We start from the raw sequence: 22,665 nt of genomic DNA on the forward strand, positions 1-22,665 counted from the left end.
GTCACTCCAGCGAATAGCCCATGCCGCGGTGCGTGCGGATCGGGTCGAGGTCGGGCCGCACCTGGCGCAGCTTGGCGCGCAAGGTCTTGATGTGGGTGTCCACGGTGCGGTCGCCGCTGTCGGCATCCATCCCCCAGACGGCGTCCAGCAGGCTGTCGCGGCTGTGGATGCGTCCCGGCGCCTTCAGCAGGCGCAGCAGCAGGCCGAGCTCACGGCGGGTCAGCGGCAGCAGCTCGCCGTGGAAGCGCACGCGGGAGCCCTCGGCCTCGACCACGAAGCCGGCGACGGCGGGCGCGGTCGACGCCGCCGGCGCCTGGGCGCGGCGCAGCAACGCCCGCACCCGCGCGACCAGTTCGCGATTGCTGAACGGCTTGGCCAGGTAATCGTCGGCGCCCAGCTCCAGGCCCAGCACCTTGTCGCCTTCCTCGCTGCGGGCGCTGAGGACCAGCACCGGCAGTCGCGCCAGCGGCCCCTGGCGCAGCTCGCGACACAGGTCCAGGCCGTTGCCGTCCGGCAGGCCGACGTCCAGGATCGCCAGGTCCGGCGCGTTCGAGGCCAGGGCCGAACGCGCCTCGTGCAGCCAGCCGCAGGCGCGGACCCGGTAGCCCTCGCGCTCCAGGACGAAGCTGACGGTCTGCGCGATCGCGGGGTCGTCCTCCAGCAGCAGGATCTGGCCGGCGAACGGTACGGACGACGGCGACGTGGCGGATGAGGTGGCGATGGAAGGCGTGCTCATGTCCGTGATCATCGCGGAGCCTGGGCCAGTTCGCGGAGGTAGCGCAGCCCCTGCGCGGCGCGCGGGCCGTACCAACTGATCAGTTCACCGTCGACCAGCCGCACCCGGGCATTCGGACAGAGCGCCTGCGCTTCGGCCAGATGCTCCTCACCGAACCGGTAGGGCTCCGAGCTGAGCAGCAGTTCGTCGATCTCCGCCAGCCACGGTTCGTCGCCGGTGACGACCGGGTAGCGCGCCGCGCCATGCGGCCCGCCTTCGACGGGGGGCCAGGTCTCCCAACCCACTTCTGCGAGCATGCGCGCGATGTAGGTGTCTCGCGCCACCGTCATCCAGGGCGCCCGCCAGATCATGTAGAGCACGCGGCGCCCCGCCTGAGCCCGCCGAAGATCGGCGAGGAAGGACCGGCACGCGGCCAACTCCCCCTGCAACCCGGCGGCGAGACGCTCAGCCCGGTCACGCAGATCGGGGACATCCGGCAGCGCGACTTCGGCGTAGGCAAAGTCGTCCGGCGGAAGGACATTTCTGCCGGTGGGTTCAGACCTGACCCCCAGTTCGGCGGCAAAAACCTCCACCATCTCGACGATCTGCGCGATCAAGGCGAGGTTGTCCGCCGGCCCGCAGGGGTGGGTCACCACCACATGGGGGATCCAGGCGCGCAGCGCCTCGACCGTCTCGAGGCGGTTCTCGTCCACGTTGACCACCACATGGCTGGGGGCCAGCGCCCTCACTTTCGGGAGGTTGACGTCCTTCGTCCCACCGATCTTTGATATTGCTGACACCGCCGGCGCCGGGTGAATGCAAAAACCGGTGCGGCCCACGATCCAGGGGCCCAATCCGAGTGCGAACAGCAGTTCCGTCACCGAGGGGACGAGCGAGACGATGCGCAGCCGCGGCGTGGCCGAGGCCTCGTCCGGGAGCGGGTGTTGCGGGGCGATGGACGACACGTTGTGCGATTTCAGCAGGGTTGCATCCGCATAGTGGAAAACACTGAGCAACTCAGGAGCATGCTTTGCCCCACCAAGACGCCGGAGGCGGAGATTGTTGAGCGCCTCTGACACTGCTCGGGGTTTGCGCGCATCGGCTGAAAAACAACAACCAGCTTGACGCGTTGCGAACCGCCAATCCTGTCACACATAATCGGATCGCCTGAATGCAGCGCCTTCGTATGAGTGGTTCACGATGGGTTGAAGCAGCACATTGGGTTATTTGGTTTTGAAAGGGCTTCCCCCATGGGAAACAAGCTATACGTGGGCAACCTCGCTTACAGCGTGCGAGACGAGTCGCTCCAGGAGGCATTCGCGCCATTCGGCACCGTCATTTCCGCCAAGGTCATGATGGATCGTGAGACCGGACGTTCCAAGGGCTTCGGCTTCGTGGAAATGTCGACGGACGATGAAGCGCAGGCTGCCATCAACGGCATGAACGGTCAGGCCCTCGACGGCCGCGCGATCGTGGTCAACGTGGCTCGTCCGCGTGAAGACCGTCCGGGCGGCGGTGGCGGCTTCGGCGGCGGCGGTGGCCGCAGCGGTGGCGGCGGCTTCGGCGGCGGCGGTGGTCGCAGCGGTGGCGGCGGCTACGGCGGCGGTGGTGGCGGCGGCTACGGTGGTGGCGGCGGCGGTGGTCGCAGTGGCGGCGGCGGCGGTTACGGCGGTGGCCGTAGCGGCGGCGGCGGTTACGGCGGCGGCGGCGGTGGCGGCTACGGTGGTGGCGGCGGCGGCAGCTACGGCGGCGGTCGCGGCGGCTACTGAGCCACGCACGGCAGGCGGGTTCATCCCGCCTTGCAATGAGAAAGGCGCTCCTCGGAGCGCCTTTTTCTTTTGGTGATCAGCTTTTGATCACCCTCCCAGCAGACCAGCAGATGCCCAGCAATGCCAGGTCTTGTCTTGCCCCCTCTCCCGCTTGCGGGAGAGGGTGGGGGTGAGGGCCAGCAGCCGTGGAGTGAAGCGGGGTCAGGTCTCGCCCTGCCGATGCTTGCGCGGACGCCCCGCCAGCAGGCGGTCGAAAACCGCGCCCGGCAGCAGTCGCATGACACGGGCGACGACGCCCATCTGCCACGGTATGAATCGAACCCTGGCGCCCGCCGCGATGGCCGAATAAGCCTTGCGCGCGAAGTCCTCGGGCTGCATCAGGAAGGGCATGCCATACCGGTTCTCGCGCGTCAGCGGAGTATCGACATACCCCGGCGCGATCGTCACGACCTTCACGCCATCCGGCCGACATTCTCCGCGCAGGCTCTCGCAATAACTGAAGACCGCGGCCTTGCTGGAACAGTAAGCGCCATGTCCTGGCAGCCCCCGGATGCCGGCGACGCTGGCAATGCCCACCAGTGTGCCGCTGCGGCGCGTGCGCATCGGCCCGACGAAGGGATGGAAGGTCGCGGCCAGGCCGATGTTGTTGGTGGCGTAGAGGCGCTGCATCACCGCGAGGTCCTCGTAGATCGCCGTGTCCATGCCGATGCTGATGCCGGCGTTGGCAATGACGACGTCGGGCAGACCCTGCTCGGCGATGCAACGGCGACCGGTGGCCGCGATGGCCTCGACGTCGCTGACGTCGGCGCGGTACACGCGCCAGCGCGACGGGTCGAGCCGCTGCTGCTCGGCCCAGGCAGCCAACTCCTCGACGCGGCGCGCCACCAGCGCCAGGTGCCAGCCCTCGCGGTAGTATTGCAGCGCGAGCGCCTGACCGATGCCGCTGGAGGCACCGGTGATGTAGACAAGTCGGGTCATGGCTTGCTGCTGAAGGTCGCGGTGCCGGAAGCAGCCGCGGCCGGTCTGGCAGCCGGCTTGGCGACAGCGCTGGTCGCGGCAGTGCCGGCAGCCTTCGCGGCGGCCTTGGCGGGCTGCAGGGACGGGCGCGCGCCGGGCTGCGCGGCGAAGGTCGCGCGACCACCGCCGCTGAAAGTCAGGCGACCGGTCAGCTGGTCGTAGACGAAGCTCTTCACCTGCATCTCGCCGCCCATGCCGACCACCCGCGCCGGCAGGTGGGATCGGATCTGCTGCTGCGGCACGAAGGCGTGCAGGAACTCGCCATAGAGCTCCAGGTCCGGCGGCTTCGTCGTATCGCCGTTGGGATAACGCTTGACCTTCACGTCGCCGAGCAGCTGCACCTCGCTGCCATCGCCGTTGGACACCCCGCGCTGCGCGTCGGCGACCAGCAGCTCGTCGAGCTTGCCGTAGGCACGCAGCTGCGGCGTATCGATCTCCAGCGTGTCGTTGTCCGGGTAATGGCGCATCTCGGTGCCGGTGATCCGGCCGGTGAGCCGGCCGTCGCTGCTGAAGCGCTGCACCTCGAAGCCGTTCATCCGGTAGTCCGGCTCATGCTTGGGCGCGGCCTTCTCACGCGGCGCCTCGAGCTGCGGCGTGTTCTTGATGAGCCACCAGGTGAAGCCCGCCAGCATCGCCATCAGCAGCAGCGGCACGTAGTTGGCCAGCATCGACTGCAGGCGCCACAGCAGCGGCTGGGCGCGACGGCGCGGGGCGGTCGGCGGCGGAACGAGTGCCGCCATCAGTGCCCGCTCCCGTCCAGCGTCTCGAGGTGGCCGTGCAGCAGCTTCGCGTACTGGCCGGCCGCCATCAGCAGCAGGTCGCAGAACTCGCGCGCGGCGCCGTGGCCACCGGCGGTGGCGGTGACGTGATGCGCCACCGCCTTCACCTCGGCATGGGCCTGTGCCGGCGCGCACGCGAAGCCGGCGCGCACCATCAGCGGCAGGTCGGGCCAGTCATCGCCGATCGCGGCGACTTCGTCCCAGTGCAGGCCCAGCTGGTCGAGCAGCGGCTGCGCCGCGGCCAGCTTGTTCTTCGCGCCGTAGACGGCGTGCGGCAGGCCGAGGTCGGCCACGCGGCGCCGCACGGCCGGCGAGTCGCGACCGGTGATCACGATCGGCACGATGCCGCCTTGCGCCAACAGCTTCATGCCATGGCCGTCGAGCGTGGCGAAGGCCTTGATCGTCTCGCCCGCCTCGCTCAGGTAGATGCGGCCGTCGGTCAGCACGCCGTCGACGTCGAAGATCGCGGCCTTGAGCCCGAGGGCCGGGCCTTGCGCCTTCAGCAGCAGCTCGGGGGGGAAGGACAGCGCGGGCTTGAGTTCACGCACCACGGCCGGCATCGCCGCCGCCGGATTGCCCGGGGTGTAGGAAGGCGTGCCGCTCATCAGATCACCTTCGCGCGCATCAGGTCGTTGATGCTGATCGCGCCGACGAGGCGCTGCTCGTCGTCGACGGCGAGGACCAGCGTGATGCGCGCCTGCTCCATCAGGTCGGCCGCGACGACGGCGAGCGCGTCGGCGCCGACCGTGCGCGGATTCGGATGCATCACCTGCCCGGCGGTCAGGCCGCGCAGGTCGGTGCCGCGTTCGATCAGGCGGCGCAGGTCGCCGTCGGTGAAGATGCCGCCGACCTGGCCGTCGGCATCGGCCAGCACGGCGCAGCCCAGGCCTTTGTCGGACATCACCCGCATCATGTCGAGCAGCGGCATCTCCGCGCTCACGCGGGGCAGCGAATCGCCGCTGCGCATCAGGTCGCGCACGTGCGTCAGCAGGCGGCGGCCCAGCGAGCCGCCCGGGTGCGAACGGGCGAAGTCCTCGGCGCGGAAGCCGCGGGCGTCGAGCAGCGCCACGGCCAGCGCGTCGCCGAGCGCGATCTGCGCGGTGGTGCTCGCCGTCGGTGCGAGGTTGAGGGGGCAGGCCTCCTGCTCGACCCGCGAGTCCAGCACGAAGTCCGAATGCTTGGCCAGCGACGACGACAGTCCGCCCGTCATGCCGATCAGCGTGACGCCCAGGCGCTTGAGCACCGGGATGATGGCGTTGAGCTCGTCGCTCTCGCCGGAGTTGGACAGCGCCAACACGATGTCGCCGGGGGTGACCATGCCGAGGTCGCCGTGGCTGGCTTCGCCCGGATGGACGAAGAAGGCCGGCGTGCCCGTGGACGCCAGCGTGGCGGCGATCTTGCGGCCCACATGGCCGCTCTTGCCCATGCCCATCACGACGACACGACCGGCGCTGTCGAGGATCGTCCGGACCACCTGCTCGAACGACTCGCCGAGGCGCGGACCGAGCGCGAGCAGCGCGTCGGCCTCGACTTTCAAGGCCGCGCGGGCCACGTCGAGCGCGCGGGAATGGGTGAGGGCGGCATGGGTCGTCATAAGGGCGAAAGTGTAGCCGCCGGGGTCGATTCAGTCCGGCGCCGGACCCAGCCGCATCGCCACGCCGAAGCCCCCGTCCACGGGGGGCAGGCGCAGGTCGCCGCCGTGGGCGCGCGACACCAGGTCGGCCATCATCAGCCCCAGGCCCATGCGGCCTTCGTACTGCTGGCGCTCCAGCGCGTCGTTGAGGTCCACGCGCTGCCAGTCGGCCACGCCCTCGCCGTCGTCGGTGAGCTGCAGCAGCAGGCCACCGTCGGGCTGGCGGTGCAGCCGCAGCTGCACCCGCGACGCGCCATGGCGCCAGGCGTTGTCGAGCAGGTTGATCAGCGCGGCGGCGAGCAGGTCGGGGTCGGCGTCGATGCCGGCCTCGTCCTCCGGCAGATCCAGTTCGAGGCCGTCCGGCAGCGGCAGCATCGCCAGCAGCTCGATCAGGTCCAGGCGCTGCCAGCGCAGGCTCATGCCGGTGCGGAACAGCGTCAGCAGCGCGGTCACGACGCGACGCAGCCGGTCGGCGGCCTCGCGGGTGCGCTGCAGCCGGGCGCGCGATTCGGGCGGGGCCTCGCGCAGCGCCATCGCGAGCTGCGCATCCATGCCCGCGAGCGGCGTGCGCAGCGCATGGGCCGCGTGCGCGCTGAAGGCGCGCTCGTTGGCCACGCGTTGCGCCAGGCGCTGGCCGAGGTCGAGCACCGCGGCACGGATCCCGGCCAGTTCCTGGCGGTGCTGTTCGGGCAGCAGCTGGCGCGTGTCGAGCGGGTCGTAGTCGGCGAGCGCGCGGGACAGCTCGGCCAACGGCGCCAGCTCGGCGCGCGCGCGCCGGTTCATCCACATCATGCAGAGGCCACCGACCAGCAGGGCCGAGAAGGCGCTCGCGAGCCCGACGCGGCTGCGCACTTCCGTCCGCTCGGCGCTGGTCTGCGCGACCATCAGCCAGCCCGACCCGGCGACCGTCGGCAGCGGACGCACATGGACGCGCCAGTCATCGCCATCGGTGCCGTCGTCCTTCCAGTCGCTGAAGCCGGGTGGCAGCTTCCAGGCGTTCACCGGCGCCAGCGGCGAGCGATGCAGCAGCGCGCCATCCGAGCCCACCAGCTGCCAGGCGAAGTGGGTGCTGAGGTCATCGCTGTCGGCGATCTCGGCCGGCATCGCGCTGCCCTGGCGCAGCAGCTGTCCGAGCACCTGCGAGGACGCCTGCAGCGTCTCGTCGAGCAGCTCGTCCACCTCCTCCTGCACGACCAGCCAGACGCTGACGCCCGCCAGCAGCGCCCAGAAGGCGGAGATCATCAGGAGCTGGCGCGCCAGGCGGCCGGCGATCGACGGTCGGCGCGGTCCCGCGGGCGCGTTCACGGCCACGTTCACGGCCGCTTTCACGCGGCCTCCGGTCCGAGCCGGTAGCCCAGGCCGCGGACGGTCTCGATCAGTTCCCGGCCGAGCTTGCGGCGCAGGCTCGACACATGGACCTCCAGCGCGTTGCTCAGGACTTCGGCGTCGTCGCCGAGCACCTGCAGCTCGAGATCGCGCTTCGGATACAACCGGCCGGCGCGCTGCGCCAGCGCCTCCAGCACCGCCCATTCCCGGGCGGTCAATTCGACCGCATGGCCGTCGCGCGTCGCGCGCTTGGCCGCCAGATCCAGCACCACATCGCCATGACGCCGCTGCGAGCTGCTCGCGCCCACATGGCGGCGACTGACCGCGCGCAGGCGGGCGGCGAGCTCCTCCGGCGCGAAGGGTTTGACCAGGTAGTCGTCGGCGCCACCGTCCAGGCCTTGCAGGCGGTCGGCGAGCAGGTCCCGCGCGGTCAGCATCAGCGCCGGGGTCGACACGCCGCGCTGGCGCAGTCCGCGCAGCCAGTCCAGGCCCGAGCCGTCCGGGAGCTGCCAGTCGACCAGCAGCGCCTCGAATTCCTCGTGCTGGCGGGGCAGCACCTCCGACAGTCGACGGGCCCAGGTCACCGTGTGACCCTCGGCGCGCAGGAAGTCGCGCAGGGCCTCGCCGAGGAGTTCGTCGTCTTCGAGCAGCAGCAGTCGCATGGCGTGGGGGCGGCCTTCAGGCCGGATCGGCGAGCGGGAAAGATAGCAGCCGCCGGGGCGGCGCGCGAGCACCCCCGCCGATGTGCGAAACGGCGGGGGTCTTCAGCCGGCCTTCAGCTTGGCTTCAGGGCGACTTCAGTGCCGGCGCGCCCACTGCGTCCCGTGAAGCCGCATCCCCTGTCCTCCCTCCAGCTCGGCGCCGGCTCGACCTCGGCGCCGGTCCTGTCGCCCGTCGGGGCGATGTCGCTGCCGGCGCTGCGGCGCGGATGGCTCGTCGCGCTGGCCGGCCTGGCAGCGCTGCTGCTGTGGGACGCCGCCGGATGGGACCTCACGGTCGTGCGGCTGTTCGCGGACGCGCATGGCTTCACGTTGCGCGATCACTGGCTGACCTCGGGCCTGCTGCATCAAGGCGGACGCTGGGTCGCCACCGGCCTGGCCGTGATGCTGGTGATCAACGCGGTCCGGCCGCTGTGGCCCGGACTCACGCGCCGTGAACGCTGGGGCGCGGTGGTACTGACGGCCGTCAGCCTGATCGTCATTCCATTGATGAAGCAGGGCAGCACGACCAGCTGTCCCTGGGACCTGGCCGAGTTCGGCGGCGTGGCGCACTACGTGTCGCACTGGCACTTCGGCGTGCGCGACGGCGGCCCGGGTCATTGCTTCCCCTCGGGGCATGCGAGCTCCGCCTTTGCCTTCTTCAGCCTGTTCTTCATGCTGCGTCGCGCCTATCCGCGACAGGCGCGGTTCGCGTTGGGCGCGGTGCTGACGATGGGCGTGCTCTACGGCTTCGCGCAGATGGCGCGCGGCGCGCATTACCCGAGCCACACGATGTGGACCGCCTGGATCTGCTGGACGCTCGCGGTCCTCGCCGTGCCCTGGCTGCGAGTCCGCGACGCCGACGCGGGTACATGACGGATTCATGGCCCTGACGATCGCGGCCTTCCAGAATCGGCGCTCCTGCAACGACTCTGGAGAGATGCGATGGGCAAGAAGCTGCTGCTGCTGGCCGGCGATTACGTCGAGGACTACGAGCTGATGGTGCCGTTCCAGGCGCTGCAGGCGGTGGGTCACCAGGTCCACGCGGTCTGCCCCGGCAAGAAGGCCGGGGACTTCGTGCTGACGGCGATCCATGATTTCGAGGGCGCGCAGACCTACTCGGAGAAGCCGGGTCACCGCTTCACGTTGAACGCGAGCTTCGACGACATCAAGCCGGAGGACTACGACGCGCTCGTGATCCCGGGCGGCCGGGCGCCGGAGTACCTGCGCACGATGCCGGGCGTGCTGCCGCTGGTGCAGCACTTCGCGAAGACCGACAAGCCCATCGCCGCGATCTGCCACGGCGCGCAGTTGCTGGCCGCGGCCGGCATCATCCGTGGCAAGAAGGTCTCGGCCTATCCGGCCTGCGCCGCGGAGGTCGAGCTGGCTGGCGCGAGCTACGCCGACATTCCGGTCGACCAGGCGGTCACTGACGGCAAGCTCGTCACCGCGCCGGCCTGGCCCGCGCATCCCGCCTGGATGGCGCAGTTCCTGCAAGTGCTCGGCACGAAGATCACGCACTAGGAAAAGAAAAACGGGCGCCAGAGGCGCCCGTTCGTCCCGTAACCGCGAGAAACCGCGGTCGGTGGCTCAGGGGTACAGCCCGCGCTCTTCGCGCGCTTCCAGCACCCGCGTGCAGGCCACCGTGAAGGCGGCCGTGCGCAGCGGGATCTTGTGCTGTTCCGCGGTATCCCAGATGCCCTTGAACGCGCCGACCAGGATCTTGTCCAGGCGGACGTTGATCTCGTCTTCGGTCCAGAAGAACGACGAGAAGTCCTGCACCCATTCGAAGTAGGAGACCGTCACGCCGCCCGCGTTGGCGATCACGTCGGGGACGACGATGATCCCGCGGTCCGCCAGCACGGCGTCGCCGTCCGGGGTCGTCGGGCCGTTCGCGCCTTCGATCACCACGCGGGTCTGCACGCGCTTGGCGCGTTCACCGGTGATCTGGCCTTCCAGCGCGGCCGGGATCAGGATGTCCGACTTCACGTCCCAGAAGTTCTCGTTGTCGATGCGGTCGGCGCCCTTGAAGCCGCCCACGCCGCCCGTGCGGGCCACGTGGTCCAGCAGGTCGGTCATGTCCAGGCCGTTCTCGTTCAGGATCGTGCCGGTGTGATCCTGCACGGCGACGATGATGGCGCCGTTGGCGGCGAACATCTTCGCGGCCACGGAACCCACGTTGCCGAAGCCCTGCACGGCGACGCGCGCGCCTTCCAGGTTCACGTTCAGGCGGCGCATCGCTTCGCGGCCGACGACGAACACGCCGCGGCCGGTGGCGGCCACGCGGCCGAGCGAGCCGCCCAGCGCGATCGGCTTGCCGGTGACGACGCCGGTGGCGGTCGCGCCGACGTTCATCGAGTACGTGTCCATCATCCAGGCCATGATCTGGCCGTTGGTGTTCACGTCAGGCGCGGGGATGTCCTGCGTCGGGCCGATGATCATGCCGATCTCGCTGGTGTAGCGGCGGGTGACCTTCTCCAGCTCCTTCAGCGACAGCGTCTTCGGATCCAGGCGGATGCCGCCCTTCGCGCCGCCGTAGGGCAGGTTGACCGCGGCGTTCTTGACCGTCATCCAGGCCGACAGCGCCATCACTTCTTCCAGCGTGACGTCCGGGTGGTAGCGCACGCCGCCCTTGCCGGGACCGCGGGTCAGGCTGTGCTGGACACGGTAGCCCTCGAAGTGGGCGATGGTGCCGTTGTCGAGTTCGATGGGGATGTCCACGATCAGCGCGCGCTTGGGGCGACGCAGCGTTTCCACCCAGCGGGCCAGCTTGCCCAGGTAGGGCTCGACGGCGTCGATCTGGGACAGGTAGGTGCCCCAGGGACTGTTGCGCGTGGGGGAAACGAAAGACAGGTTGGGCATGAAATGCTCCGTAACTTTTCGGTGGCGCGAACGGTACCCCGAAGCCCTGCCCGTCCGCCACGTGCGGCAAAGCCGAGTGCACATGCGGGCATGCGCCCCATGCATAAGGGGGCTAGTTTGCGCCTCGGACATGACCAAAGCCAAGCCCCTTCGGGCGAGACCGCGGTGTGATCGTCTCCGGCCCGCGCCATGAAAAACAGGCCCCGCAGGGCCTGTTCAGCGCGCGCCGTCAGCCGACGCGATATCGCCGGGCGGTGATCAGCCCTTGATCGCGGCGCGGAACTCCGCGTCGTCGAGCAGCTTGCCGATCAGCGACTTGTAGAGCGCGCCGTACTGGTTGATCGCCAGCGGGATGGCGGTCGCGCCAACGAAGCTGGACTCCCAGCTCGACTCGGCGGCCAGTTCCTTGTCGAAGACCTTCTGGCCGTTGCGCTTGACGACGAATCGCGCGGCCAGGCGGCCCGTGCCGGTGCCGATGGCGGCGTCGACGCGGCTGTCGGTCAGCTCGCCGTCGATGACGACCGGGCTGTTCGGATCGAGCAGGCCGGCGCCCTTCAGTTCGGCGGCGAGTTCATCGCGCAACTGGCTCGAGAACGTGCCGGCGGACGGCTGCATCGACGAGCCGCGCAGGCCGCCGAGTTCGGTGTCCATGCCGGCCGGCTTGCCGGCGGCGAGCTTGAAGGTACCCACCTGCGACGGCGCGGCCTTGGCGGCGCGCAGCTTCTCGACGTTGGCGGCACTGGACGACGGCGCAGGCATCTTGGCGGTCACGCAGGCGGTCAGCGCGGCGGTGGCGGCCAGCACGACGGTCAGGCGGGCGGCGCGGATCAGGAACGAGGTCATGGGAAGTGCTTTCTCGAAACTTGAAAGGGAAAAGGAACCTGGACGAAAGGGGGGAGCTGGACAGGCGGAGGACCGCGGCGATCAGCCGCGATCGACCACGATCCAGCGCGATCAGCGGAACGCCGGATCGCGCGTCACGTCGTTGAGCACATTGCTGACGACCTGGCGACTGATGCGGGTCATGGCGGCGTCGATGCTGTCCGCCTTGGTCGCGCCCTCGGGCGACGACTTGGCGCCGACGGTGGCCCACAGGATGCCGCGGGCCTTCTTGACGACGGGCTCGGCGGCGCCGGGCGCGCGGTAGGTCGCGGTGCAGAGGTAGCCGTCGCCGACCTGCGAGCCGACCAGGCCGAAGGTCAGCCCGGTGACGAAGCCCTTGCTGAACGCGTCATCGGAGGTGGGCACGTTGTCCAGCACGATGCTGAGCGACGCGCCGCCGTCCACCGGTGTCTCGGACACGCTGCTGAAGACGCCGCTGGTGCGGACCTGGTCCGTGATGCGGCCCTTCAGCAGGGCGGTGGCCTGCTGGTTCTGCACGCCCTTGGTCTGGAACTCGAAGAACAGCTGGACCGGTTTCGGTTCGGCGGGTCTGGCGAACTGGCTGGCCGGCACTTCGGCCGGCCGGTTGTCGACATAGACGCTCATGCAGCCGGTCAGGCCGATGGCGAGCGCGAAAGCGCCCAGCGCGCGCGCCAGGCTGGCGCCGCGGACAATGGCAGTCATGCGTGGATCTCCCTCGTGAAACGCGTCCGATGTGTGTATGGAATGCGACGGACGTCGAGTCGCAAACTATATCGAGCCTCAGTCTTGTCGCAACCGGGACCGCCCGGGGTGGGGGCCCAGTACCATCGCCGCCATGCTCACCGCGCTGGACCTGACACTCATCTACCTGATCGCCGCCGTGCTGGGCGTGGTGGTCTGCCGTTCGCTGAAGCTGCCGCCCATCCTGGGCTATCTGGTCGTGGGCGTGGTGATCGGACCGAACGCGCTGGCGCTCGCCAGCGACGTGCCCGGCGTGCAGCATCTGGCCGAGTTCGGTGTGGTGTTCCTGATGTTCGTGATCGGCCTGGAGTTCAACCTCCCGAAGCTGCACAGCATGCGGTCGATGGTGTTCGGACTGGGGCTGCTGCAGGTGGTCGTGACCATCGGCGGGACGATGGCGGGCAACCTCTTCCTGCGCTGGCTGTTCGGCGTGATGGGCTGGGCCTGGGACCTGGGGTGGCAGGGATCGCTGGCGCTCGGGGCGGCGATGGCGATGAGCTCGACGGCCATCGTCGTGAAGCTGATGTCCGAGCGGCTCGAGCTGGAAAGCGAACACGGCCGGCGCGTGATCGGCGTGCTGCTGTTCCAGGATCTGGCCGTCGTGCCGCTGCTGGTGCTGATCCCGGCGCTGGGCGGAAGCGGCGCGGAGATGATCGAATCGCTCGGCTGGGCCGCGCTGAAGGCGGTCGTGCTGCTGGTGCTGCTGCTGACCGGCGGCCAGCACCTGATGCGCCGCTGGCTGACGCTGGTGGCGCGGCGCAAGAGCCAGGAGCTCTTCATGCTGAACCTGCTGCTCGTCACGCTGGGCCTGGCCTGGCTGACCGAGCATGCGGGGCTGTCGCTGGCGCTGGGCGCGTTCGTCGCCGGCATGCTGATCGCGGAGACCGAATACAAGCATCAGGTGGAACTGGACATCCGGCCCTTCCACGACGTGCTGCTGGGGCTCTTCTTCATCACCATCGGCATGCGGCTGGACTGGCAGACGCTGGTCTACCAGTGGCCGCTGGTGATCATCCTGACGCTGGTGCCGACGCTGGCGAAGTTCGTGCTGGTGGCGGGACTGGCCAAGCTGTTCCGCGCGCCGACCGGCGTCGCGCTGCGCACCGGCCTGTACCTCGCGCAGGCGGGGGAATTCGGCTTCGTGCTGCTGACGCTGGGCGCCCAGCAGAACCTGATCGCCGCGCAGTGGGTCAGCCCGGTGTTGGCGGCGATGGTGCTGTCGATGCTGCTGACGCCGATCATCATCGAGCACAGCAACCGCATCGTCATGAAGCTGTCCGCGAGCGACTGGCTGCTGCAGTCGGTGCAGCTGACGACGATCGCCAAGAAGTCGATCAAGACCGATGCGCACGTGATCATCTGCGGCTACGGCCGCAGCGGGCAGAACCTGGCGACGCTGCTGGAGGCGGAGCACATTCCCTACATGGCGCTGGACCTGGATCCGGACCGCGTGCGGCAGGCGGCTGCGGCGGGGAAGAGCGTGGTGTTCGGCGATGCGGCGCGGCTGCCCAGCCTGATCGCCGCCGGCCTGACACGCGCGAGCGCGGTGGTCATCTCGTACCACGACACGGCATCGGCGCTGAAGGTGTTGCATGAGGTCCGCGGCCATGCGCCGCATGTGCCGGTGGTCGTGCGCACGATCGACGACACCGACCTCGAGAAACTGCGCGCCGCCGGCGCGACCGAGGTGGTGCCGGAAGCGATCGAAGGCTCGCTGATGCTCGCGAGCCACGCGCTCGCGCTCGTCGGCGTGCCGATGCGGCGGGTGCTGCGCATCGCGCGGGATGCGCGGGATCGCCGCTACGGGCTGCTCCGCGGCTACTTCCACGGCGCCGACGACGACACCTCCGAAGAACGCGACCAGGCCCGGCTCCAGTCCATCAGCCTGCCCATGGCCAGCATCCTCGAAGGACGCACGCTCGGGGAGATCGGATTGGTCGCCTGGGGCGTCAGCGTGGTGTCCGTGCGCCGGCCCAATGGGGCGGTGAAGGACGCGAGCGACGATCTGGTGCTCCAGGGCGGAGACACGCTCGTCGTGTCGGGGACGCCGGAAGCCCTCGCGCGCGCTGAGCACGGGTTGTTGGTGGGCTGAAGACCGCCCGCCTGCAATGGCTGGGGCGTTGGCCGCGAGGGCATGGGGCCCCCGCGGCAAGCGCGGAAACCCCATGCCCTCCCGTCCCCAACCACGGCCGTCCTTCGACGGTTTTGCTACCGGGGACTTCGGAGGAGGGCCAGCTGCCGCTCGCCGAGTGACTCCGACATCACCGCCGGCATCAGCAGGCGCGAGCCCTCATGGCTCAGGTGGCCCTGGTCCCGGTAGAGCGGCACGCCGTCGCGCTCGACCTGGCACGTCCTGCCGTCGCACAGCAGCGGCTCGAAGCGCAGCACCGGCAGGCGCGCGTCCGACTTCGCCAGGTCGGCGATGAAGCGATGCTCGGCAGCGCGCCGGCGTTCGTCGTCGCGCTCGTCGATCACGCAACCCGGCGTCGCGCCGATCGTCCAGCGACGCGCTTGGCGACGTTCCAGGCAGCCCGCGATGTCGAACGGCGCCGACGGCGGCGGCGCCACCACCATCACCCGCTTGCCCATCGCCTGCAGCCGCTTCACGGTCGCCGTCATGTCGTCGAGCAACGCCGCGCGCATGGCCGTTTCGCCTCGCAGACGCTCGCCGCCGCGCGTGCGTTGGAGCTCGTACTTCGACTCGTCCAGGTATTGCGTCAGCAGGCTCGACAGGACGACCGTGTCGATCTCCGGATGCCGCTCCAGCCAGCGCAGCACCGACGCGTTGAAGGCCTGGCACTGCTCGATCCACGGCGACGCGAAGCTGTTGCCACGGCCGAGCGCCGGCCGCACCGGCGTCAGGCCGGGGAAGGGCCCGCAGGAGGACTTCGTTGCCTGCACCAGGCCCTGGTCGCTGGCCACGCGGACAAGTCCTGGCACCAGGTGCATCGCGTAGGAGTCTCCCCAGACCATCCAGCGCGCGCCGGGGCGCGTGCGGCAGTCCTCGCGGCCGTCGAAGGGCTCCTCGGCATCGCAGTTGGCGGACAGGCCGTAGTTGGCCTTGCGCAGTTCGACGAAATCGATCGCGCCCGGCGCCGGCTTGTGCAGTGCCAACGCGATGCCGCCGAACGCGAGCAGCGCCGTCCCCGTTCCCAGGATCCATGCGCCACGCCGGCCCGTGAGCAACGCCTTGGCGGGCCGCTCGACAGCGCGATGCAACGCCCACGCCAAGGGGAACGCGAGCAGCACCGCGCCCAGTCGCCACGCCATCAGCGCCTGCGGATCGGCCTTCAGTCCGACCCACGCGTTGTGGAGGATCGCGATCAGCGGCCAGTGGACCAGGTACAGCGCATAGGACCAGTCGCCGATGCGGATCAGCGGCGCGGCCACGCGCGGCAGGCGAGCGGGCTCGCGCAGGAGCAGGACCAAGGTCGCGAGTCCGACGACCAGCGCCGCCGGTCCGGGATGCGCGGCGCCGAACCACTGCGGCGCGGTCGGAACGGCGATGAGCAGGGCCCAGGCTGGCCATGCGAGCCATCGCAGCGCCGCCTGCATCGTCTGCATCGCCTTCGTTGTCTTCATCGGCTGCGGCTGCGGCGCCGTACCCAGCCCCCTGCTGCTCATCAACGCGCCGATCGATCCGAGGCCGAGTTCCCACGCGCGGGTCGGCAGCAGGTAGAACGCGCCGCTGGCGTCGATCGGTTGCCACCAGATCAGCAGGCCGAGGCTGGCCGCCGTGACGAGGATTGCCATGCCGGCCCGCAGTCGCGCCGGACTGAAGACCAGCAATGCGGGCAGCACGAGGTAGTACTGTTCCTCGAGCGCGAGCGACCAGAAGTGCAGCAGCGGCTTGAGGTCGGACGCGCCCTGGAAGTAGCCTGTCTGCCGCCACAGCACGACGTTGTTCGCAAAGCCGAGCGCACCGAGCAACTGGCCGACGCAGTCGATCTGTTCGGTTCGGTTGAGGGCCCATGGCGCCGCGAGCAGGGTCACGCCGAGCACGACGTATGCGGCCGGCAGCAGGCGCCGCGCGCGGCGCCCGTAGAACGCGCGGAAGGAGAAGTCGCCGCGCTGCAGCGCGCGCTGGATCAATCCGGTGATCAGGTAGCCGGAGATGACGAAGAAGATGTCGACGCCGAGGTAGCCGCCCGACGCGCCGGGGATCTGCGCGTGATACAGCAGCACCCACAGCACGGCGATCGCACGCAGTGCCTGGATGTCGTCGCGCAGCGGCACTTCGCCGGTCGCATGCGGACCGTGAGGGCGATGGAAAAGCGTCGGAAAAAGGCTGGTCACCAAGGCATCAGATGAATCAACGGAAAGCGCGCGATTGTGGCTCCTGAAGCTCGACTCCCCGCGGCCGCCGCGGCTCTGCTTTGGGATGCACCGCTAGGCGCAAACCGGAGCCATAGCCCAGCTATGGCGAGGATTTGCAACGACGCGGGGCGCCCAAAGCAGAGTCGCGGCGGCTGCGGGGAGGTGCCGCCTGCGTGACAGTGCGGCTTCCTTCGTTGCGCCACACTGCCTGCCATGTTGGACACCCAGCCCCGCAGCCCGCAACGCCGTCGCATCTACCTGATGCGCCATGGCGCGGTGACCTACTTCGATGGCTCGACCGGTCGCCCGGTGCTGCCCGAGCAGGTGCAGCTCAACGACGACGGCATCGTCCAGGCCCAAGCCGCCGGCGAGGCCTTCCACGCCGCCGGCGTGCGCTTCGACCGCGTGATCGTGTCGGGCCTGCCGCGCACCGTCCAGACGGCGGACCTGGTGCTGCGCCATTCCGGGCAGCCGGATCTGAAACCGCAGGTCTGGCCCGAGTGGCAGGAGATCCGCGGCGGCCGCCTGGGCGAGATCCGCAACGAAGATCTCGCCGAGTCCTTCAACGGACTGCAGCGCAGCCCGGTCGCGGAGTCGCAACGTTTCCTCAACGGCGAGCGCGTCGGCGAGCTGCTCGACCGCGTGCTGGGCGGCGTCGCGCGCCTGCAGGCCGATCCCGACTGGGACTGCGCGCTGCTGGTGTTGCACGGCGTGGTCAACGCGGCCATCCTCTCGCACGCGGTGACCGGCGGCCAGCGGGTGATGCTGGGCAGCTGGGTCCAGTCGCCGGCCTGCATCAACGTGCTGGACGTCGCGCCGCCGGCCGGGGACGCGCCCGCCAGCTGGCTGCTGCGCGTCTGCAATTTCGCCCCGTCGCATCCGCTGCATGCGGACGAGCGGGCCACCACGATGGAAGCGCTGCACACGCAGTACCTCCGCTATCGCAGCCAACGCGGCTGAAGGACCTCCCCATGAACTTCGACTACAGCCCCAAGGTTGACCAGTTGCGCGAGCGCCTGCTCGCCTTCTTCGACGAGCACATCTATCCCAACGAGAAGCGCTATCACGAGGAGATCGACGCCAACCGCCGCGGCGGCAACGCCTGGATCCCGACGAAGGTGATCGAGGAGCTCAAGCCCAAGGCCCGCGCCGCCGGCTTGTGGAACCTGTTCCTGCCGCGCTCGCCGCGCGCGCCGGAAGGCCTGTCCAACCTCGAGTACGCGCCGCTGTGCGAGATCATGGGCCGCGTGTACTGGGCCCCGGAGGTCTTCAACTGCTCGGCGCCGGACACCGGCAACATGGAGACCATCGCGCGCTACGGCAGCGAGGCCCACAAGGACCGCTGGCTGGAGCCGCTGCTGCGCGGCGAGATCCGTTCCGCCTTCCTGATGACGGAACCGGACGTGGCCTCGTCGGATGCGACCAACATCGAATGCCGCATCGATCGCGACGGCGACGAGTACGTCATCAACGGCACGAAGTGGTGGTCCTCCGGCGCCGGCGATCCGCGCTGCGCGCTGTACATCGTGATGGGCAAGACCAACCCCGACGCGGGACGCCACGAGCAGCAGTCGATGGTGCTGGTGCCGGCGAACACGCCGGGTCTCACGGTCAAGCGCCACCTGAGCGTCTTCGGCTACGACGACGCCCCGCACGGCCACATGGAGATCGAGCTGAAGAACGTGCGCGTGCCGGTGGACAACATCCTGCTGGGCGAGGGGCGCGGCTTCGAGATCGCTCAGGGCCGCCTCGGCCCGGGCCGCATCCACCACTGCATGCGCTCGATCGGCGCGGCGGAGCGGGCGCTGGAACTGATGTGCAAGCGGGCGATCTCGCGGGTGGCCTTCGGCAAGACGATCGCGCAGCAGACGGTGACGCAGGAGCGCATCGCCGAGGCCCGCTGCAGCATCGAGCAGGCCCGGCTGCTGACGCTGAAGGCGGCCTACATGATGGACACCGTCGGCAACAAGGTCGCCAAGGCGGAGATCGCGATGATCAAGATCGTCGCGCCGAGCATGGCGCTGAAGGTCATCGACTGGGCGATGCAGGTCCATGGCGGCATGGGCGTCAGCGACGACACGCCGCTGGCCTACATGTGGGCGGGCCAGCGCACGCTGCGCTTCGCCGACGGTCCGGACGAGGTCCACCGCAACTCCCTGGCGAAGCTGGAGCTCGCCCGCCACATGACCCTGCCGGGCGCCGGCGACATGCCGATCACCCGCGGCGGCTGAGCTTTTCGTACACCGTCACGCCCAAAGCGTGGCACCACACCAACGGGGGGGCGTCGCAGGAACCTGCTTCTCCCCCCGGAGAGCGGTTTCCATCGCGGAGCCCGGTGGCTAGGATCAGCCACCCTTTTTTCCGGTCGCCCTCCCGCGCCGCTCCCGCGATGAACCGATTCGCCGAAGTCCGCACCTGGCCGCTGCTGGCGTTCGCGCTGCTGGTCGGCCTGCAGGCCATCGTGCTGACGGTCAGCCTGGGCGGCTACGCGGTGGATGGCTGGCTGGCGTGGGTCGGCATGGCCTCGCTGGTCCTGACGGTGCTGCTGGCGGTGGCGGTCGTGTCGACGCTGGCGCGCACGCAGGCCCGGGCGAAGCTGGCCCAGCGCACGATGGAAGAGGCCATCGACGCCCTGCCGGCCAGCGTGGAGATCTTCGACGCCGAGGATCGCCTGATCGCCTACAACCGCCGCCTGGTCGAGATCTATCCGCACATGCTGCGGCACTTCCAGCACAAGTGCACCTTCGAGGACCTGGTGCGCGAATCGCTGGCGCGCGGCGGCATCCCCGAGGCCCGGGGGCGCGAGCCGGAATGGCTGGAGGAGCGCAAGCAGGCGCGCGGCCAGCAGACATCACCGCTGCTGCAGCGCGTGCATGACGACATGTGGCTGCGCATCTACGAGTCGCGCACCCCGTCGGGCGGCATCGTCGGCGTGCGCATGGACGTGACGGACCTGATCCATGAACAGCAGCGGCTGGCCGCCAGCCGGGCGCAGTTGCGCGCGACGATCGAATCGGCGGCCAACGGGATCCTGACGCTCGATTCGGGCGGGCATGTGCTGGAGGCCAACCCGAGCTGCGAGCTGCTGTTCGGCTTCACCGCGGCGGAGCTGCAGGGCGTGCACCTCGGGATGCTGCTGGGCGCGGCCACCGCGACGGTGCCGGAGCCGGGGGCCACGCCGGACGCGGCGCTCGACCCGCGGGCACTGCTGGGCCAGCCGCGCGAATTCACGGCGCGGCATCGCAGTGGCGAGGCGCTGCACCTGCAGCTGACACTGGCCGAAGTCCGCACCGACACCATCCACCTGTACGTCTGCATCGTCACCGACCTCACCGAGCGCAAGCGCCAGGAAGAGCGCTTGCGGCGCGCGAATGAACTGCTCGCGCGGCAGTCGACGACGGACGGCCTGACGGGCGTGGGCAACCGGCGGCTCTTCGACCAGCTGCTGCAGACGGAATGGCACCGCGCCACCCGCGCGAACCGGCCGCTGGCGCTGCTGATGGTCGACATCGACCACTTCAAGCAATACAACGACTGCTACGGTCACGTGTCCGGCGACGACTGCCTCCGCCGAGTCGCGACACTGCTGCGCAGTTGCGCGGGCCGGGGCGGCGAGTCGGTCTGCCGCTACGGCGGCGAGGAATTCGCGGTGCTGCTGGTGGACACCGACCTGGCCGGTGCGCAGGTGGTGGCGCAACGCTGTCTGGACAGCGTGCGGCTGGCCGCGATCGAGCATGTGGGCTCGCCGGTGAGACGTTCGGTGAGCCTGTCGATCGGGGTGGCGTCCTTCATTCCCCAGAACGGCGACGCGGCACAACGCCTGATCCAGACGGCGGACGCAGCGTTGTATGAGGCCAAGCAGGCCGGCAGGGCGCGCCTGATCTGCCAGCAGCAGACCGCCTGAAGCGCCGACGTCACGGCAGCGCGACAATCGCGCTCATGCCGCAAGTCGACCCCCTCCAGGACCCGATCGTTTTCCTGAAGCAGCAGATCCGCACCGTGCCGGACTGGCCGTCACCGGGCGTGCAGTTCCGCGACATCACGCCACTGCTGTCCAACCCTCGGGCGTTCCGGGTGCTGATCGACCAGTTCGTGCATCGCTACTTCGACGCGCGTCCCGATGCGATCGCCGGCTTGGATGCGCGCGGATTCATCATCGGCTCGGTGCTGGCGTATGAGCTGAATGTCGGCTTCGTGCCGATCCGCAAGAAGGGCAAGCTGCCGTTCACGACGGTGCAGGAAACCTACGAGCTGGAGTACGGCAGCGCCACGGTGGAAATGCACACCGATGCGGTGAAGGCCGGCGATCGCGTGCTGCTCATCGACGACCTGATCGCGACCGGCGGCACGATGATGGCCGGCAAGCGCTTGCTGGAGCGCCTCGGCGCGGAGGTCATCGAAGGCGCGGCGATCGTGGATCTGCCCGAGCTGGGCGGCTCGAAACGGCTGCGCGACGGGGGATTGAAGGTGTTCTCGCTGGTCGATTTCGACGGACATTGAGCCCGGTCATTTGCCGATGCAGAACCTGCTGAAGATCTCCCCCAGCAGGTCGTCGGCGGTGAACGCGCCGGTGATCTCGCCGAGCGCGTCATGCGCGAGGCGCAATTCCTCCGCCATCAGATCCAGCGCCGGGGGCAGCGCCTCCGCCTGAAGCAGCGCCAGCTCGATGTGCTCGCCCGTCCGACGCAGTGCCTGCACATGGCGCTCGCGCGCGATGAAGAGACCCTCCGGCACCGCGTGCCAGCCGACCTGCTCCAGCAGCTTGCGCCGCAATCCATCCAGGCCCTCGCCTGTCTTCGCAGACAGCGTCAGCGCGCCCGCAGGCAGCGACGCCGGCGCGTGCGCATCGGCCTTGTTGTAGATCTGCAGGATCCGCGCGGGATCAACACTCGCGAGGCGTCCGCGGATCTCGGCGTCCTCGGACTCGTAGTCCGCGTGGCCGACGCGGGTCAGGTCGTGCAGGAACAGCACCACGTCCGCATCCGCGATCGCATCCCAGCTGCGCGCCACGCCGATGCGCTCCACCTCGTCCTCGGTATCGCGCAGGCCCGCCGTGTCGCTGATGTGCAGCGGCACGCCTTCGATCTGGATCGTCTGACTCAGCTTGTCGCGCGTGGTGCCGGGAATCGGCGTCACGATCGCCAGCTCGGCGCCGGCCAACGCATTCAGCAGCGAGCTCTTGCCGACATTCGGCTGCCCCGCCAGCACGACCTTGATGCCCTCGCGCAGGATCGCGCCCTGACGGCTTCGGTCCAGCAGGGCTTCCACCCGCGTCAGCAATCGCCGCAGCTTGCCCAGCGCATCGGCCTGCTCGAGGAAATCGATCTCCTCCTCGGGGAAGTCCAGCGTCGCCTCGACCAGCATGCGCAGCTGGATCAGCCCATCGCGCAAACCGCCGACCTCGCCGCTCAACGCGCCGGCAAGCGCGCGTCCAGCGCTGCGGGCCGCCGCTTCGGTGCTCGCATCGATCAGGTCGGCCACCGCCTCGGCCTGCGCCAGGTCCAGCTTGCCGTTCAGGAACGCGCGCCGCGTGAATTCGCCGGGCTCGGCCAAGCGCATCCGCAGCGCGGGGTCGGCCTCCAGGCATCGCGCCAGCAGCAGCTGCAGGACCACCGGTCCGCCGTGGGCCTGCAGCTCCAGCACGTGTTCGCCGGTGTACGAGTGCGGCGCGGGGAACAGCAGCGCCAGGCCGTGATCGATGGCCTCGCCCTGCGCGCTGCGGAAGGGCAGATAGGTCGCCTCGCGCGGCTTCAGCGCGCGGCCGCAGATCGCCGTCACCAGCGGGGTCAGGTCTTGCGGCGCGGACACCCGCACGATGCCGACCGCCCCTCGTCCTGGCGCGGTGGCGATGGCGGCGATGGGATCCTGGTGGCGCGACAGCATGGTCGCGATTGTCTCGCAGCGCCCATGAAAAACGGCGATGCGCCGTGAGACGCATCGCCGT

General features: G+C 69.6%; 21 protein-coding genes. 8 read left to right on the plus strand and 13 right to left on the minus strand.

The genetic code is table 11. The features are described from left to right. Position 1: 1 nt before the first annotated feature. The gene (gene creB, locus AC07PR_RS26335) at positions 2-736 is read right to left on the minus strand and encodes a two-component system response regulator CreB (RefSeq protein WP_495137046.1); all 735 of its coding nucleotides are present in this window, start codon (positions 734-736) and stop codon (positions 2-4) included. Between the two features lie 8 nt (positions 737-744). Further along, entirely contained in the window at positions 745-1,671 is a 927-nt protein-coding gene (locus tag AC07PR_RS26340; RefSeq protein WP_495137163.1) for a helical backbone metal receptor, read from the minus strand. A gap of 294 nt (positions 1,672-1,965) precedes the next feature. Between AC07PR_RS26340 and rbp the strand changes: the two genes are divergently transcribed. Then, on the plus strand, positions 1,966-2,484 hold the full coding sequence (gene rbp, locus AC07PR_RS26345) for an RNA-binding regulator (protein WP_067280428.1): 519 nt from the start codon (positions 1,966-1,968) through the stop codon (positions 2,482-2,484). A 201-nt stretch (positions 2,485-2,685) separates the two neighbouring features. Here the strand turns inward: rbp and AC07PR_RS26350 are convergent, their stop codons facing one another. From AC07PR_RS26350 to AC07PR_RS26375, 6 genes are read right to left on the minus strand one after another with little or no spacing between them, the layout of a single operon-like run. Next, complete coding sequence (locus AC07PR_RS26350; protein ID WP_495137047.1) at positions 2,686-3,462, minus strand: SDR family oxidoreductase; 777 nt, start codon at positions 3,460-3,462, stop codon at positions 2,686-2,688. Beyond that, positions 3,459-4,241: an LPS export ABC transporter periplasmic protein LptC gene (gene lptC, locus AC07PR_RS26355; RefSeq protein ID WP_495137048.1), complete on the minus strand. Its 783-nt coding sequence runs from the start codon at positions 4,239-4,241 to the stop codon at positions 3,459-3,461. Before lptC ends, AC07PR_RS26350 begins: the two co-directional genes overlap by 4 nt. Beyond that, positions 4,241-4,840 (minus strand): KdsC family phosphatase, encoded by a 600-nt coding sequence (locus AC07PR_RS26360; RefSeq protein ID WP_377161682.1) that lies wholly within the window; start codon positions 4,838-4,840, stop codon positions 4,241-4,243. Before AC07PR_RS26360 ends, lptC begins: the two co-directional genes overlap by 1 nt. Before the next feature lie 44 nt (positions 4,841-4,884). Beyond that, positions 4,885-5,874 carry a KpsF/GutQ family sugar-phosphate isomerase gene (locus AC07PR_RS26365; protein WP_495137049.1) on the minus strand — a complete coding sequence of 330 codons (990 nt, stop codon included), beginning with the start codon at positions 5,872-5,874 and terminating at the stop codon, positions 4,885-4,887. A 30-nt stretch (positions 5,875-5,904) separates the two neighbouring features. Beyond that, on the minus strand, positions 5,905-7,242 hold the full coding sequence (locus tag AC07PR_RS26370) for a sensor histidine kinase (protein ID WP_495137050.1): 1,338 nt from the start codon (positions 7,240-7,242) through the stop codon (positions 5,905-5,907). Next, positions 7,239-7,901, minus strand: coding sequence for a response regulator transcription factor (locus AC07PR_RS26375; protein WP_377159064.1), 663 nt, complete (start codon positions 7,899-7,901; stop codon positions 7,239-7,241). The genes AC07PR_RS26370 and AC07PR_RS26375 overlap by 4 nt, the downstream gene beginning before the upstream one ends. Positions 7,902-8,063: 162 nt before the next feature. On the opposite strand from AC07PR_RS26375, the gene AC07PR_RS26380 reads away from it, so the two are divergent. After that, positions 8,064-8,813, plus strand: coding sequence for a phosphatase PAP2 family protein (locus AC07PR_RS26380; RefSeq protein ID WP_377159063.1), 750 nt, complete (start codon positions 8,064-8,066; stop codon positions 8,811-8,813). A gap of 69 nt (positions 8,814-8,882) precedes the next feature. Continuing rightward, entirely contained in the window at positions 8,883-9,461 is a 579-nt protein-coding gene (locus AC07PR_RS26385; protein ID WP_495137051.1) for a DJ-1/PfpI family protein, read from the plus strand. Positions 9,462-9,527: 66 nt separating this feature from the next. Here AC07PR_RS26385 and AC07PR_RS26390 read toward each other — a convergent pair whose 3' ends face one another. The 3 genes from AC07PR_RS26390 to AC07PR_RS26400 all read right to left on the minus strand — a co-directional run bounded on the left by AC07PR_RS26390 (position 9,528) and on the right by AC07PR_RS26400 (position 12,365). Continuing rightward, positions 9,528-10,799 (minus strand): Glu/Leu/Phe/Val family dehydrogenase, encoded by a 1,272-nt coding sequence (locus tag AC07PR_RS26390; RefSeq protein ID WP_377159060.1) that lies wholly within the window; start codon positions 10,797-10,799, stop codon positions 9,528-9,530. Between the two features lie 258 nt (positions 10,800-11,057). Then, positions 11,058-11,642 carry a hypothetical protein gene (locus AC07PR_RS26395; protein ID WP_495137052.1) on the minus strand — a complete coding sequence of 195 codons (585 nt, stop codon included), beginning with the start codon at positions 11,640-11,642 and terminating at the stop codon, positions 11,058-11,060. Positions 11,643-11,753: 111 nt separating this feature from the next. Beyond that, entirely contained in the window at positions 11,754-12,365 is a 612-nt protein-coding gene (locus AC07PR_RS26400) for a hypothetical protein (RefSeq protein WP_377159057.1), read from the minus strand. Between the two features lie 133 nt (positions 12,366-12,498). On the opposite strand from AC07PR_RS26400, the gene AC07PR_RS26405 reads away from it, so the two are divergent. Next, on the plus strand, positions 12,499-14,496 hold the full coding sequence (locus AC07PR_RS26405) for a monovalent cation:proton antiporter family protein (protein ID WP_483108251.1): 1,998 nt from the start codon (positions 12,499-12,501) through the stop codon (positions 14,494-14,496). A gap of 116 nt (positions 14,497-14,612) precedes the next feature. Here the strand turns inward: AC07PR_RS26405 and AC07PR_RS26410 are convergent, their stop codons facing one another. Next, positions 14,613-16,700: an acyltransferase family protein gene (locus AC07PR_RS26410; protein WP_495137053.1), complete on the minus strand. Its 2,088-nt coding sequence runs from the start codon at positions 16,698-16,700 to the stop codon at positions 14,613-14,615. A gap of 234 nt (positions 16,701-16,934) precedes the next feature. On the opposite strand from AC07PR_RS26410, the gene AC07PR_RS26415 reads away from it, so the two are divergent. The 4 genes from AC07PR_RS26415 (at position 16,935) to AC07PR_RS26430 (ending at position 21,221) form a co-directional block, all read left to right on the plus strand. After that, positions 16,935-17,681, plus strand: coding sequence for a histidine phosphatase family protein (locus AC07PR_RS26415; RefSeq protein ID WP_495137054.1), 747 nt, complete (start codon positions 16,935-16,937; stop codon positions 17,679-17,681). 11 nt (positions 17,682-17,692) lie between these two features. After that, positions 17,693-18,952 (plus strand): acyl-CoA dehydrogenase family protein, encoded by a 1,260-nt coding sequence (locus tag AC07PR_RS26420; RefSeq protein ID WP_377159051.1) that lies wholly within the window; start codon positions 17,693-17,695, stop codon positions 18,950-18,952. A gap of 158 nt (positions 18,953-19,110) precedes the next feature. Further along, on the plus strand, positions 19,111-20,625 hold the full coding sequence (locus AC07PR_RS26425; RefSeq protein WP_431100817.1) for a sensor domain-containing diguanylate cyclase: 1,515 nt from the start codon (positions 19,111-19,113) through the stop codon (positions 20,623-20,625). Between the two features lie 35 nt (positions 20,626-20,660). Beyond that, a complete protein-coding gene (locus AC07PR_RS26430; RefSeq protein WP_495137055.1) occupies positions 20,661-21,221 on the plus strand; it encodes an adenine phosphoribosyltransferase in 561 nt (186 codons plus the stop codon). Positions 21,222-21,227: 6 nt separating this feature from the next. Here the strand turns inward: AC07PR_RS26430 and mnmE are convergent, their stop codons facing one another. Then, positions 21,228-22,604, minus strand: a complete 1,377-nt coding sequence (gene mnmE / locus AC07PR_RS26435) for a tRNA uridine-5-carboxymethylaminomethyl(34) synthesis GTPase MnmE (protein WP_495137056.1) — start codon at positions 22,602-22,604, stop codon at positions 21,228-21,230. Between the last annotated feature and the right edge of the window lie 61 nt (positions 22,605-22,665).

The sequence above is a fragment of the Roseateles sp. GW821-FHT09H11 genome (assembly GCF_059415845.1).

Bases quoted from the DNA above. Each gene is read 5' to 3' on its own strand.
- AC07PR_RS26360 (WP_377161682.1), bottom strand. From the start codon at position 4,840: ATGCCGGCCGTGGTGCGTGAACTCAAGCCCGCGCTGTCCTTCCCCCCC.
- AC07PR_RS26420 (WP_377159051.1), top strand. From the start codon at position 17,693: ATGAACTTCGACTACAGCCCCAAGGTTGACCAGTTGCGCGAGCGCCTG.
- AC07PR_RS26400 (WP_377159057.1), bottom strand. From the start codon at position 12,365: ATGACTGCCATTGTCCGCGGCGCCAGCCTGGCGCGCGCGCTGGGCGCT.
- AC07PR_RS26425 (WP_431100817.1), top strand. From the start codon at position 19,111: ATGAACCGATTCGCCGAAGTCCGCACCTGGCCGCTGCTGGCGTTCGCG.
- AC07PR_RS26350 (WP_495137047.1), bottom strand. From the start codon at position 3,462: ATGACCCGACTTGTCTACATCACCGGTGCCTCCAGCGGCATCGGTCAG.
- mnmE (WP_495137056.1), bottom strand. From the start codon at position 22,604: ATGCTGTCGCGCCACCAGGATCCCATCGCCGCCATCGCCACCGCGCCA.
- AC07PR_RS26365 (WP_495137049.1), bottom strand. From the start codon at position 5,874: ATGACGACCCATGCCGCCCTCACCCATTCCCGCGCGCTCGACGTGGCC.
- lptC (WP_495137048.1), bottom strand. From the start codon at position 4,241: ATGGCGGCACTCGTTCCGCCGCCGACCGCCCCGCGCCGTCGCGCCCAG.
- AC07PR_RS26395 (WP_495137052.1), bottom strand. From the start codon at position 11,642: ATGACCTCGTTCCTGATCCGCGCCGCCCGCCTGACCGTCGTGCTGGCC.
- AC07PR_RS26375 (WP_377159064.1), bottom strand. From the start codon at position 7,901: ATGCGACTGCTGCTGCTCGAAGACGACGAACTCCTCGGCGAGGCCCTG.
- AC07PR_RS26405 (WP_483108251.1), top strand. From the start codon at position 12,499: ATGCTCACCGCGCTGGACCTGACACTCATCTACCTGATCGCCGCCGTG.
- AC07PR_RS26415 (WP_495137054.1), top strand. From the start codon at position 16,935: ATGTTGGACACCCAGCCCCGCAGCCCGCAACGCCGTCGCATCTACCTG.
- AC07PR_RS26430 (WP_495137055.1), top strand. From the start codon at position 20,661: ATGCCGCAAGTCGACCCCCTCCAGGACCCGATCGTTTTCCTGAAGCAG.
- AC07PR_RS26385 (WP_495137051.1), top strand. From the start codon at position 8,883: ATGGGCAAGAAGCTGCTGCTGCTGGCCGGCGATTACGTCGAGGACTAC.
- rbp (WP_067280428.1), top strand. From the start codon at position 1,966: ATGGGAAACAAGCTATACGTGGGCAACCTCGCTTACAGCGTGCGAGAC.
- creB (WP_495137046.1), bottom strand. From the start codon at position 736: ATGAGCACGCCTTCCATCGCCACCTCATCCGCCACGTCGCCGTCGTCC.
- AC07PR_RS26390 (WP_377159060.1), bottom strand. From the start codon at position 10,799: ATGCCCAACCTGTCTTTCGTTTCCCCCACGCGCAACAGTCCCTGGGGC.